Genomic DNA, 12,321 nt, shown 5'->3' on the forward strand with positions numbered 1-12,321 from the left:
GGATAGCTCCGGCAACAATGAGGGACGCGGAGAGGCAAGCCCCTCCGCGTCGTCAGCTTGGGAGATGTTACTGCGCCAGCGCGAAGGTTTCGAGCTTGCCGGCGTTGTCTGCGTTGATGAGAACGCAATCCATCAGCTGCTTTTCTTCAGCCGGCTTCTTGCCCGACGTGATGTAGTCGTGCGCCTGCTGGACAGCCATCTGGGCCTGTGCGTAAGCCGGCTGCAGAACGGTTGCCTTGATGCCGCCCGACTTGATCGAGTCGCGGACGTCGTTGGAACCGTCGAAGCCGACGACGATGACGTCCTTCTTGCCGGCAGCCTGGAGGGCTGCGATTGCGCCCATGGCCATCGTGTCGTTACCGGCGATGACGCCTTGGATATCCGGATTGGCCTGCAGGATGGTTTCCATCTTGGAATAGGCTTCCGTCTGGCTCCAGTTGGCCGACTGCTGGGCGACCATCTTCAGGTCCGGATACTCGTCGATGACGTCGTGGTAACCCTTCGAGCGAATGCCGGCGTTGGTGTCGGATTCCTTGCCGACGAGCTCGACATAGTTGCCCTTTTCGCCCATCAGCTTGACGAACTCTTCGGCACCGAGCTGTGCGCCCTGATAGTTGTTGGAAACGATCTGGGAAACTGCAACGCCGCTGGCATTGATTTCGCGGTCGATCAGGAAGGACGGAATACCGGCATCCTTGGCCTTCTGGACAGCAGCAACCGAAGCATCGGCGCCGGCGTTGTCGAGGATGATCGCCTTGGCGCCACGGCCGATGGCGGTGTCGATCAGCTGGCTCTGCTTGTTGGCGTCGTCATCATGCACCAGCACGAGGGCTTCGTAGCCCAGTTCCTTCGCCTTGGCTTCGGCGCCAACGGCTTCGGCCTTGAAGAAGGGGTTGTCGTGCGACGGGGTGATGATGGCGATGAGGTCGGCGGCAAATGCCGGCATGGCGGTGCCGAGTGCAAGCGTTGCGGCAAACGCGGCCAGAGTCAGTCTGCGGGTAATTTTCATGTTTATCCTCCCAAGTGAAAAATCGGCCCCGCTCCCTGCAGGACAGATGGCGGCCGGGGGAGACATTCCCCCGGCAAATAAAAATCAGGTAATACGGCGGATGCTTTCGGCGATTTCCGCCGGTTCGAAAACGTTCTTCCAGTCGTCGCGCATCAGCGCCGGAATGCCGAACTCGATGGCCTTGTTGCAGGCATCGGAGAATACGCCGTCGACTTCCTTGAAGATCACGGCGCCGAGCACGTTCATGTGGCCGAGCAGGAAGTCGCGGGCGGCTTCCGCCGGCACGCCGCGGGCAACGCATTCATCCATGGCCTGACGCATGACGACGAGCAGCGAGGCGCAGACGGTTTCGGAAAGGCCCGGCTCCAGCATCGCCATCTGCTCGACGGTGACGCGGTGCGAGCGCATGACCGGCGCCCAGATGACCTTGGCGATTTCTTCGCCGAGCGCATAAGCCTCTTCAGGCCCCTGCATCAGCGCGGAAACGATGTGCTGCTTGGCGAACAGACCACCAAAATGGTCTTTCTTCGCCTGCATGTCCGTCTCGTCGTTGAAGATCGGCGGGTGGCACGGATGCGTGACGAAATAAGTGAGATCGCCGCGGACGGGCAGATGGCCGGCAAAAGGTGCGGCTGCATCGAGCGCCACAACCATGGTGCCGGCCGGCAGCTTGTCGACGATGCCGGCGGCGACCTTGCCGATGGCCGTGTCCGGAACGGCGAGGATCACCACGTCGGCGCCGTTGAGGGCTTCCTCGACCGGCACGCAGGACAGGCCGAGATCATTCTGAAGCCTTGCCTTGCCGGCATCGCTGACCTCGACATGGCGCACGTCGAAACGCGAGCCCTTGAGATTCTTGGCCAGCCGGTAGCCCATTTTGCCGCCGGCGCCAAACAACGCGATCGCAGTCATGTTTCCTCACCTGTGTTTGTTTTGGAGAACTATAATCAACTGGTATAATGAGTCAATCAGCATATCAGAATGCGAACGACTTTTTTACCTTTTTCGCTCACGCGGCCGCGAGGCCGTCGCGAATCTGCGCAAAATATCCGTCAGCGCCGACCTGGCCGCCTTTCAAGGCGATCTGCAGTCCGTTTGTGGCGGCGAAGTCGCCGTGCGCTGTGCAGAGCGGCGAACCGGGGGTCTGCGGCAGCGGCAAAAGCGTGGTCAGGGCATCGACATGCAATTCCTTGAGCGCATGGCTCGACGTATCGCCGCCGGCAATGACGGCGCGTTGCAACTGCGCCTGCTCGACCATTTGGCGGAGCATCGTTCCCAGGAGGCGGCCCAGCGTATGCCGGCTGCCCGGGATGCGGTCGATCTCGCCGCCGCGGTCAGCCGCCGGGCCGAGTGCCGTATAGAGGATAGGGCTGAGACCACGACCGAGAACATCGAGGCCGGTGGCGACGGCGCGTTCCAGGGCCGCCATGGCATTTTCTCCCAGCAGTTCCAGCGGATCGACGGCAACCGCCTCGAAGCCTGATTGCGCGGCGGTGCGGATCTGCCGTTCCGTCGTCGGGGAAACGCTACCGGAGACCACGGCGATGCGTTCCGCCTTGCCGGGTAGCGGGAAATGCGTCGCGCCGGTTGTCAGTCCCTCCTGCTTCCAGGCGGACAGCAGGGCATATTCGATACCGGAAGAGCCGGCGACGAACCAGCCGTCGAGGCGCCGGAGTTGCCACAGCAGATGGCCGGCGCTGGCCTGCGTTTCAGGGCCGTCGACATCGAACAGAACCATGCCGCGCTGCTCGGCGCAGAATCGCGCAACGCGAGTTTCAGCATCCGGCAATGTCTGAGTTACCCGATCGACAACACCGGTCGGCAGCGCCGTCTGTTCGGCGAGATGCCGGCCGAGATCGGCCTCACGCATCGGCGTGACAGGATGGCGGCTCATCACCGGATGCCGGTCGATACGATAGATTTCCCCCTGGTAGGCAGCGAACAAATTGCCGAACGCCGTATATCGCTTCAATTGCGGCGCGCCGACGACGAGCGGCACATAGGGCTGATCGAAGATCGCCTTGCCGATTTCCACCGCCTTGCCGATGTTGCCGATGGCCGGGCTGGAATCGAAGGTGGAGCAGACCTTGTAATGGCAGATCGCGGCATGGCGGGATTTCAGCCAGCGAAAGATCGGCGTCAACCGCTCCTCCATCCATCCCGGCGTTTCGCTGCGGCTGGTGCCGGCGATGCCGATGGCGCGACAATGGGAAAAGCGCTGGAGAAGATCGTCACTCGGTATGCCGAGGAACAGCACGGTCTCGACACCATTGGAGGAAAGTGCCTCCATGACATCGGTGGAGCCGGTGAAATCGTCGCCGTAATAAGTCAGAAGGGGTGCCATGGCGCTCACGACTCCTTGCCGCCGAATTTTTTCAACGAGGCGGCCAGTTCAGGATGGGTCTCTGCATAGGTTTCCAGCGGGATATCGGCGACCGCTGCCTCCCACGCCTGGGTGACGGCCCGCACGCCGGCGGCAGGGCCTTGCGGATGACTGACGATGCCGCCGCCGCAGAGATAGAGGAGATCGGTAGTGCGCCCGGTGCGGCGATAGGTTTCCGGCGCCTGCCCGCCCCATTGGCCGGAGCCTGCAACCGGCAGGGCGCAGTCGCTTTTATCGAAGAGCGGCGTCGTCACGGCTTCGAAGGAGGAGACGAAACTGTCGTCCGGCTCCCAATATTTGACGCCGATGCCGTTGATCTGGAACTGGTCGACACCGAGCAGACGCCAGAATTGCTGCCAGACACGGAAATCGAAACCGATGCCCGGATGACGGGTCAGCACATCCCAGCCGTTGCGATGCGCATGCAGGACGAGGCTGGAGCGCTTGCGCAGAAAAGCCATGCCGCCCATGCCGATGGAATTGATGTTGATCACCGCGCAGTTGCCACCGGCTTCCACCACCAGATCATGATTGCGCATCATTTCGTCCGGATCGGTGTGGGAAATGCCGAAGGCATACATCACCTTCTTGCCGGTCTTCTGCTCGTGGTCGAGGATTTTTGGCATGATGGCCGCCACCCGCTCCTTGAGCGGCGAATAGGCCGGGCTCATCAGCTTCTCGTCGTCCTTGATGAAATCGACGCCGGAAGAGATCAGTTCGCCGACCAGCTCCGCGGTCTCGTGCGGCCGCAACCCGAGTGCCGGCTTGACGATGGTGCCGATGATCGGCCGGCCCTCGACGCCTGTCAGCCTCCGGCTGCCCGGCATGCCGAATTGCGGCCCAGGATAGGCGCCGCGAAACGCGTCCGGCAGTTTCAGGTCAACGACACGCAGACCGGTAAAACCGCGGATGGAAAAGATGCCGCCAACGGCGATGGTCATCAAGGCCGAGAGATCCGTTCCGACCGCTTCCAGCGGAAAACCGATATCGACATCGGCGCGGCGGAGCGGCCGTTGATCGTCCGCGACTTCCGGCCAGGACGGGCGCTCGGCATCGGCCAGCGGCCGGATGGCGAGTACGCGGGCAGCGACGCGCGCTTTCAGTTCCGGCGTCTCGCCCGGAACCGGCACGAAGGTGCCGGTCGACTGGTCGCTGGCGATCTTCTCCGCCATGGCCTCGATGCTGCCGGGTGTCTCGATCCGATAAGTGACGACGATCATGCCGACGGCTCCTCCCCGCTGGTATCTTTTCACGCCAGATGTTCGCGGCGACGAAATTGGCATACTGGTATAATGAGTATATCAATGACGCAAGCCCTTCGATACCTTCGCCAACACAAAAGCCGGCACCCGCCATCCGTCCCGCATACGCGAAACGACCGACATCACATCACGGTAAACCGGGATGACGGTCTCTGGATTTTCATGATGTGCTGCCTATAGTCCGTCCGGCCGGACGCTCGCTTCACCAGGATAGCGTCGCGGCCGCATCGAAACCGGAGCGACAGGACCACAGATGAGCCAACAGACCGACGCGATCCTCGCCCTCTGCCAGACCCTTTCCCCGACACGGACGGCCATCGTTCACCCGGTAAAAGCCAACGTCATCGAGGCAACAGCGGAAGCGGTGCGGGAAAAGCTGATCGTCCCTGTGCTGATCGGCCCCGCTGCGAAAATCGTCGCGGCAGCGCAGGAGGCATCGGTGGATATCGCCGGCTGGGACATCGTCGATGTCGAGCACAGTCATGCCGCCGCCGCAAAAGCGGCCGAGCTGGCCGCCGCCCGCCAGGTCGACGCTATCATGAAGGGATCGCTGCATACCGACGAATTGCTTGGCGCGATCGTGAGAGCTGACGCCGGGCTGCGCACGGAGCGGCGCATCTCGCATTCCTACCTGATGAGCATCGCCTCCTACCCGAAGCCCTTCATCATCACCGATGCGGCCGTCAACATTCTGCCGGACCTGCCAGTGAAGGCCGATATCGTCCAGAATGCCGTCGATCTCTGGCGTGTGATCTTCGGCGAGGCTGCGCCGCCGAAGGTCGCGGTGCTGGCCGCTGTCGAAACCATCAACCTGAAAATGCAGGCCACCCTCGATGCCGCGGCCCTCTGCAAGATGGCGGAGCGCGGGCAGATCACCGGCTGCCTCATCGATGGCCCGCTGGCCTTCGACAATGCCATCAGCCCCGAAGCCGCTAGGGAAAAAGGTATCGTTTCCGTGGTGGCCGGCCATTCCGACATTCTCGTCGTGCCCGATATCGAAGCCGGCAACATGCTGGCCAAGCAACTGACCTTCCTCGGCAATGCTGAGGCAGCCGGCATCGTGCTCGGCGCCAGGGTGCCGGTGATCCTGACGAGCCGCGCCGACAGCGAACGCACGCGGCTACTTTCCTGCGCGCTCGCCGTTTTGGTTGCAGACGCCCGGATGAACGGGCGCCTGCGGTAAGCTCGCCCGTTACCGGATCGGGCGCAGCAGCCTGAGTGCGTTCATCGTCACCAGCACCGTGGCTCCCGTATCGGCGAGAATGGCCGGCCAAAGGCCGGTGATGCCGATGATCGTGGTGACCAGGAAAACCGCCTTGAGGCCGAGCGACATGGCGATGTTCTGGACGATGTTGCGCATGGCGCGCTTCGACAGGTCCACCATCAGCGCCACATCCCCTACCCTGCCGTGAAGCACGGCGGCATCGGCGGTTTCCAGCGCCACATCCGTGCCGCCGCCCATGGCGATGCCGATATCGGCGGCGGCCAGTGCCGGCGCGTCATTGATCCCGTCGCCGACCTTGCCGACGACAAGGCCCTGTTTCTGCAACTCGCCGACGATGCGCTGCTTGTCCTCCGGCATCAGTTCGGCGCGGACTTCGATGCCGAGCGTCTTGCCGATGGCCGTTGCCGTCCGCTTGTTGTCTCCGGTCAGCATCACGGTGCGGATGCCGGCATCGGTGAGCGCCTTAAGGCCCGAAACCGCATCTGCCCGCGGCTCGTCACGCATGGCGATCGCCCCGGCCAGCACGCCGCCGGCAACCAGCAGGGACACGGTCTTACCCTCGTCGTTGAGCGCGGCAATCATCTCTGCCTGCTCCGTTGAGACCGGCACACGTTTGGCCGCAGCCTTCGGCGAGCCAAGGAACACCGCCTCCCCCTCGACCGTTGCCATAACACCCTTGCCGCCCAAGGCCTTGGCGTCGGCTGACGAGGGAATGTCGATGCCACGGTTTTTCGCTTCGGTAAGAATTGCCACCGCCAGCGGATGACTGGACCCCACTTCCAATGCGGCGGCCAGGCGCAGCGTCGAAGCGGCGTCCTTACCGAAAGCGATGATGTCGGTGACTTTCGGCTGGCCTTCGGTGAGCGTCCCGGTCTTGTCGAGCGCGATTGCGGTCAGCTTGCCCAACCCTTCGAGCACGGCGCCGCCCTTGACCAGCAGCCCGCGGCGCGCGCCGGCCGAAAGAGCCGCAGCAATCGCTGCCGGCGTCGAGATCACCAGCGCGCAAGGGCAGCCGATCAGCAGGATCGCCAGGCCCTTGTAGACCCATTCGGACCAGGAGGCGCTGGCAACCAGCGGCGGAAGGATCGCCACCAGCGCGGCGACGGCCACGACGCCCGGCGTATAATATTTTGAGAAGCGGTCGATGAAGCGCTCCGTCGGCGCCTTGGATTCCTGTGCTTCCTCGACGAGTCGCACGACACGGGCGATGGTATTGTCCTCGGCAGCGGCCGTGACGCGGATACGCAGCGCAGCATCGCCGTTCACCGTGCCGGCAAACACCGTGTCCCCGACCTCCTTGCGCACAGGAACGCTTTCGCCGGTGACCGGCGCCTCGTTGATGGCGCTGTCGCCCGAAACAATCACCCCGTCAGCGGAAATACGGTCGCCGGGGCGCACCAGGATCACCGCACCGACGGCGAGCTTTTCCGCTGCGACTTCGCGGACCTTTCCGCCCTTCTCGACAAGAGCGGTCTTCGGCACCAGTTTTGTCAGCGCCTTGATGCTTTCACGCGCCTTGCCGGCCGCAACGCCTTCCAAAAGTTCGCCGACGAGGAACAAGAAGACCACCATAGCCGCTTCTTCCGTGGCATTGATGACCAGTGCGCCAACGGCGGCGATCGTCATCAGCATCTCGATGGAAAACGGCGTGCCGGCCATCGCCGCCATGATCGCCCTTCTGGCGATAGGCAGCAGGCCGACCAGCATGGCCGCGGCAAAGGCATAGGGGCCGATTGCGGGAAACAGATGGCCGATGCCATAAGCAACGGCGACGGCCGCACCGGCCATGATCGTCAGCCGGCCTTTGCGGCTCTTCCACCAGGGGCCTTCGCTTGGGCCATGGTCATGGCCGTGCAAACCCTCGATCTCCGCGGCGGTCTTCTTGGCAGACGGAGCATGATCGTGACCATGCGTTTCGCCATGTTCGTGGTCATGGGCGTGCGCGCCGTGATCATGGCTGCAGCGCGGGCCGTGGACATGCTCCTGCGCCTGGGCAGCTTCCCGCGGCGTCAACCGGGCCACGTCGTAACCAAGCCCCGAAACCTTCTTGCCGATGGCTTCGAGGTCGCTGGCCGCGTCATGGCTGACTGTCATTGTTCCTGATGTCACCGACACGGAGACATCGGCGACGCCGGGCATGCGCCGCACCGCCGTGTCGATCTTGCTGGCGCATGATGCGCAATCCATGCCGTCGACCCGGAAACGTGTTTGCAAAGGCGTGGTCATCGGTCGCTTCTCCTGTTCGTAAGACAGGTTCTACGACCTCTAGCCACTAGAGGAACAAGGGGTGCTTTTCGATTTTTTTCGAGTTTGCGGCCGGGCCTTCAACGGCCGCCGTCAGCGTCGCGTATCGCCTCGACGACATCGATGAAGGTGACGTCTTCCCGTGTCATCAGCCGAGCGGGATTGGTGATGAGATAGTTCCGCACGGTCGGCAGGTCTTCGTAGGGCGGCAGCTGCCACAGCCTGCCCTCCTTAGCGTACAAAGCCCCCATCGACACGTTCAGCGGCCCGAAGCCGATCCCCGCCTCGATCAGCCGCAGGATCTCCTCGTCATTGGCCGAACTGGCGATGCGGTTGTCTCGAAAACGGTTGCCGATGCCGACCCGCGCCACCGCATCGAGGCCCGCCTCCAGATGATCGCTTTCGAAGGAGATGTAGTTGTGTGCGTCCAGATCGTCGAGCGTCAGCGCCTCGCGGCCGAAAAGCGGATGATTGCGGCCGCAATAAAAGGCCATGCGGCTGGAGCCGAGGTAACGGCAAGCAAGATCGGGCAGCGCCCGGTTGAGGATGCACAGACCGATGGCGGCATCGGTGCTGCGCACCCGCTCGACGACGACGCCGGAGGGCGCGGTTTCGATCTCGATCTTCACGCCCGGCTGACGGGCGTTGAAGGTTTGGAGCGCGCGATCGAAGATGGCGCAATCGATGTGGTTGGCGACGAGCAGGCGCAGGTAGCGGTTGGGTTCGGCCGAGTCGGAAGCAAGATCGGCGATGCGTTCGACGCCGTGGACGACGCGCAGTGCTTCCTCGTGGAAAAGCTGGCCGTATTCGGTGAGCCGGAAGGTGCCGCGGGCGCGGTGGATCAGCCGGTGCCCGACCGCCGCTTCCAGCCGGCCGAGCGCATTGGAAACGCTGGGCTGCGTGCGCAAAAGCCGTTCCGCGGCGGCGGTGATGCCACCCGCCTCGACGATGACCTGAAAGATGAAGATCAGGTTCCAGTCGAGATCCCTCAAGAACCGTTCATTCCGCATGCCGACATCCCGATGATACGGTTATCGCACCTATCAGAGAAATCGGCCGATGTCGAAAGGCGAAGGATCGGCAAAGGGTGTTTCGCCGGTCATCAGTTCGGCAAGCAACCGGCCGGTGGCCGGACCGAGCGTCAGTCCGTGATGGGCATGGCCGAAGGCGAGCCAAAGTCCGGGGTGCCGGTTTGCCGGCCCGATAACCGGCTTCATGTCCGGCGTGGCGGGGCGCAGCCCGAGCCAGGGCTTGTCCTCGACGGGCATGCCGAGTTGAAAGATTTCGCGGGCGCGTCGTTCCGCGCGGTCGAGCTGGATACGATTTGCGGGCGCATCCGGCGCGGCAAGCTCGATCCCGGTCGTCAGCCGGATACCCGCCGTCATTGGCGACAGCACGTAGCCGATCTCCTCATCAAGCACGGAATGCCGCAGCGTCGCCTCGCCTTCGGGACGAAAATGCATGTGGTGCCCGCGCTTGGCGACAAGCGGGATGCGATATCCGAGCGGAGAAAGCAGCGTATTCGAATAGGCGCCAAGCGCCACCACCACCTCGGCGGAGCTGTGGGATCGGTTCTCGGTAGCGATCCGCCAGCCTGCGCCTTCCGGCGCTATGTGGTTGACACCTTCCCGCAGGATCGTACCCCCGCGCGCTTCGAACAAGGCGGCATATCCTTTGGTCAGGGCGCCGGGATCGGAAACGGTGAACGGATCGCGCCAGTGGATGCCGCCGATGGCCGCCGAGCGCAAGGCGGGCTCAAGGCGCGTCAGCGCCTGCCGGTCGAGCACATCGGAGGCGAGACCGTAGGTGGCCTGCATGTCGGCCGAACGGCGGCCCGCCTCTTCCAGCGTCGCAGCGCTGCGGACGACCTCGATCCAGCCGTCACGGCGCAGAAGGTGCGACAGGCCGGCAGCGTCCACCAGCCGTTCATGTTCGCCGAGGCAGGCCTCGATCAGCGGCAGAAGCTCGCTGGCGATCTTCTTCAGACGGTCGGGATGCGAGGCACGCCAATAACCGAGCAGCCACGGCGCGATCCGCGGCAGGAAGGCAGGGTCGTAACGAACCGCGGCGTTGCGGTTCGAGGCGTGGCCAAGCAGGGCCCGCCAGTCACGCGGGATGGCGTAGGGAATGACGCTGGCCCGCTCGATCAGGCCGGCATTGCCGAAACTGGCGCCTTCGCCGGGCGCATTGCGGTCGAGGAGAACGACGCTGCGGCCACGTTCCTGCAGATGCAAGGCAACGCTGACACCGACGATGCCGGCACCGAGCACGAATATTTCCGATGTCATGGGACTTGATCCGTCAATTACGACCAACTCCGGACGGCGATCGGCCGCCCGGAGCCGGAAAAGGCATCACTCCATCTTGTAGATGTCGAGCGAGAAATACTTGTCGTTGATCGACTTGTAGACACCGTTGGCGACGATGGCATCGAGGGCGCCGTTCAGCTTTTCCTTGAGGGCGCCGTCTTCCTTGCGGATGGCCATGCCGACACCTTCGCCGACATATTTCGGATCGGTGATCGGCTTGCCCGTCAGGGCGCAGCACTTGCCGTCCTCGGTCTTTTCCGTCCATTCGAGCATCGGCACGAGATCGCCGACCTGCATGTCGAGGCGGCCGCCGGCGAGGTCGAGGTTGACTTCATCCTGGGTCGGATATTGCTTGATGTCCGCATCCGGATGCATGGCTTCGACGAAGGCGGCCTGGGTCGTCCCGGCCTGGACGCCGACCGACTTGCCGCCGAGATCGGGCTTGTCGAGAACGGAGGCGTCTTCACCCTTCTTCATGACGTAGGTCATGGCTGCCTTGTAATAAGGGTTGGTGAAGTCGACGCTCTGCTTGCGTTCCTCGGTGATGAACATCGACGCAATGATCACGTCGTATTTCTTAGCAAGCAGACCCGGGATGATGCCGTCCCAGTCCTGCGCCACGAGTTCGCATTCGGCCTTGAGTTCGGCGCACAGCGCGTTGGCGATGTCGACGTCGAAGCCGACGAGCTTGCCGGCCGTATCGACGGAGTTGAAGGGCGGATAGGCGCCCTCGGTGGCAATCTTGATCTTCAGCGGCTCTTCGGCCTTGGCCGGCGACACCGCCACGAGCGTGGCGAGAACGAGGTTGGCGGCAATCGCCGCAATCTTGATCGACATGAGAAGCCCTCTGGCGCGTTTCTTTTTGACGCCCCACATTACGCGCCTGCCAACGGCAAGCAAATTTATATAACGCATCATTTGCATAAATCTGGTGAATGTAACTATCGCATTGCATCCTGGCTGCCTGGAAAGTGGAAGAGCATGAAATCTTCCCCGCAGGCCATGATCTTCTCTCGTAAAATGAGCCCTGACGATCGCCCCTTGCAGAAAAAAGAATGGGGCGGGCACCACAAAGGTTGGACAAAGTGGACCTTCACCTCGTGCGCCTGCCTCTGGTGACCGCGGCCCGAGCGCGATATGAAGGGTACCACTCTTCCTCCAACCCAGGAGCCACGCTTGCAACCGGATTTCCTTTTTGACGGCCCGGACGATGCCGAGGCGACCATATTGCTTGCCCATGGCGCCGGCGCACCGATGGATTCGGCGTCGATGACGGCAGCAACGGCCGCACTGACAGCTGCAGGGCTGCGCGTGGCCCGTTTCGAATTCGACTACATGGCTGCTCGACGCAATTCCGTCTCGCGCAAGCCGCCGCCGAAGGCGGAATTGCTGATACCGGAATATCGGCGTGCGGTCGAAGCAGTACCGATCAAAGGCAAGCTCATCATCGGCGGCAAATCCATGGGCGGCCGCGTCGCCAGCATGGTGGCTGATAGCCTGTTGGCAGAGGGCGCGGTCGCCGGTCTCATCTGCCTGGGGTATCCGTTTCATCCGCCCGGCAAACCGGCACAATTGCGCACCGCCCACCTGGAAACCCTGAAGACACCCGCCCTCATCTGCCAGGGTACGCGTGACGAATTCGGCACGCGCGACGAGGTCAGCGCCTATCCACTGTCTTCGTCGATCGCGCTGCTCTGGCTGGAGGATGGCGATCACGATCTCAAGCCGCGCAAGAGCGTTTCCGGATACACCGCGGCCCAGCATCTCGCCCGCATGGCCGAGGAAACACACGATTGGATCCGGCAGTTGAATCGCCATATTTCGGATCGCTGAACACAGTGTTCACCCCCTTATCCTGGCGGGCTTCTCCTCCCATCTTGTAGGCTTCC

Annotated in this window: 10 protein-coding genes; 2 read left to right on the forward strand and 8 right to left on the reverse strand. The window is 63.0% G+C overall.

Annotated elements, in window-relative coordinates; genetic code table 11:
* Positions 1-67 precede the first annotated feature (67 nt).
* From ACSQ3I_RS05310 to oiaX, 4 genes are all read right to left on the reverse strand, one after another.
* Positions 68-1,009 carry a D-ribose ABC transporter substrate-binding protein gene (locus ACSQ3I_RS05310; protein ID WP_435996741.1) on the reverse strand — a complete coding sequence of 314 codons (942 nt, stop codon included), beginning with the start codon at positions 1,007-1,009 and terminating at the stop codon, positions 68-70.
* An 84-nt stretch (positions 1,010-1,093) separates the two neighbouring features.
* Positions 1,094-1,921, reverse strand: a complete 828-nt coding sequence (locus ACSQ3I_RS05315; RefSeq protein WP_435996742.1) for a phosphogluconate dehydrogenase C-terminal domain-containing protein — start codon at positions 1,919-1,921, stop codon at positions 1,094-1,096.
* Positions 1,922-2,018: 97 nt separating this feature from the next.
* A complete protein-coding gene (locus tag ACSQ3I_RS05320) occupies positions 2,019-3,353 on the reverse strand; it encodes a four-carbon acid sugar kinase family protein (RefSeq protein WP_435996744.1) in 1,335 nt (444 codons plus the stop codon).
* A 5-nt stretch (positions 3,354-3,358) separates the two neighbouring features.
* A complete protein-coding gene (oiaX, locus tag ACSQ3I_RS05325) occupies positions 3,359-4,612 on the reverse strand; it encodes a 3-oxo-isoapionate-4-phosphate decarboxylase OiaX (protein WP_435996746.1) in 1,254 nt (417 codons plus the stop codon).
* 295 nt (positions 4,613-4,907) lie between these two features.
* Here oiaX and ACSQ3I_RS05330 point away from each other — a divergent pair, with 295 nt between their 5' ends.
* Entirely contained in the window at positions 4,908-5,837 is a 930-nt protein-coding gene (locus ACSQ3I_RS05330) for a bifunctional enoyl-CoA hydratase/phosphate acetyltransferase (protein ID WP_435996748.1), read from the forward strand.
* A gap of 9 nt (positions 5,838-5,846) precedes the next feature.
* Here the strand turns inward: ACSQ3I_RS05330 and ACSQ3I_RS05335 are convergent, their stop codons facing one another.
* From ACSQ3I_RS05335 to ACSQ3I_RS05350, 4 genes are all read right to left on the reverse strand, one after another.
* Positions 5,847-8,105, reverse strand: coding sequence for a heavy metal translocating P-type ATPase (locus tag ACSQ3I_RS05335; protein WP_435996750.1), 2,259 nt, complete (start codon positions 8,103-8,105; stop codon positions 5,847-5,849).
* A 98-nt stretch (positions 8,106-8,203) separates the two neighbouring features.
* Positions 8,204-9,133 carry a LysR family transcriptional regulator gene (locus ACSQ3I_RS05340; RefSeq protein WP_435996752.1) on the reverse strand — a complete coding sequence of 310 codons (930 nt, stop codon included), beginning with the start codon at positions 9,131-9,133 and terminating at the stop codon, positions 8,204-8,206.
* Positions 9,134-9,166: 33 nt separating this feature from the next.
* Entirely contained in the window at positions 9,167-10,411 is a 1,245-nt protein-coding gene (locus ACSQ3I_RS05345) for an NAD(P)/FAD-dependent oxidoreductase (protein WP_435996754.1), read from the reverse strand.
* A gap of 66 nt (positions 10,412-10,477) precedes the next feature.
* Positions 10,478-11,269 carry a lysine/arginine/ornithine ABC transporter substrate-binding protein gene (locus ACSQ3I_RS05350; protein ID WP_435996755.1) on the reverse strand — a complete coding sequence of 264 codons (792 nt, stop codon included), beginning with the start codon at positions 11,267-11,269 and terminating at the stop codon, positions 10,478-10,480.
* 339 nt (positions 11,270-11,608) lie between these two features.
* On the opposite strand from ACSQ3I_RS05350, the gene ACSQ3I_RS05355 reads away from it, so the two are divergent.
* Positions 11,609-12,265 (forward strand): alpha/beta hydrolase family protein, encoded by a 657-nt coding sequence (locus ACSQ3I_RS05355; RefSeq protein ID WP_435996757.1) that lies wholly within the window; start codon positions 11,609-11,611, stop codon positions 12,263-12,265.
* The last annotated feature ends 56 nt before the right edge of the window (positions 12,266-12,321 follow it).

This window comes from Rhizobium sp. LjRoot30 (assembly GCF_964253915.1).
In the GTDB taxonomy this organism is placed as follows: domain Bacteria; phylum Pseudomonadota; class Alphaproteobacteria; order Rhizobiales; family Rhizobiaceae; genus Metarhizobium.

Bases quoted from the DNA above. Each gene is read 5' to 3' on its own strand.
- ACSQ3I_RS05310 (WP_435996741.1), bottom strand. From the start codon at position 1,009: ATGAAAATTACCCGCAGACTGACTCTGGCCGCGTTTGCCGCAACGCTT.
- ACSQ3I_RS05315 (WP_435996742.1), bottom strand. From the start codon at position 1,921: ATGACTGCGATCGCGTTGTTTGGCGCCGGCGGCAAAATGGGCTACCGG.
- ACSQ3I_RS05320 (WP_435996744.1), bottom strand. From the start codon at position 3,353: ATGGCACCCCTTCTGACTTATTACGGCGACGATTTCACCGGCTCCACC.
- oiaX (WP_435996746.1), bottom strand. From the start codon at position 4,612: ATGATCGTCGTCACTTATCGGATCGAGACACCCGGCAGCATCGAGGCC.
- ACSQ3I_RS05330 (WP_435996748.1), top strand. From the start codon at position 4,908: ATGAGCCAACAGACCGACGCGATCCTCGCCCTCTGCCAGACCCTTTCC.
- ACSQ3I_RS05335 (WP_435996750.1), bottom strand. From the start codon at position 8,105: ATGACCACGCCTTTGCAAACACGTTTCCGGGTCGACGGCATGGATTGC.
- ACSQ3I_RS05340 (WP_435996752.1), bottom strand. From the start codon at position 9,133: ATGCGGAATGAACGGTTCTTGAGGGATCTCGACTGGAACCTGATCTTC.
- ACSQ3I_RS05345 (WP_435996754.1), bottom strand. From the start codon at position 10,411: ATGACATCGGAAATATTCGTGCTCGGTGCCGGCATCGTCGGTGTCAGC.
- ACSQ3I_RS05350 (WP_435996755.1), bottom strand. From the start codon at position 11,269: ATGTCGATCAAGATTGCGGCGATTGCCGCCAACCTCGTTCTCGCCACG.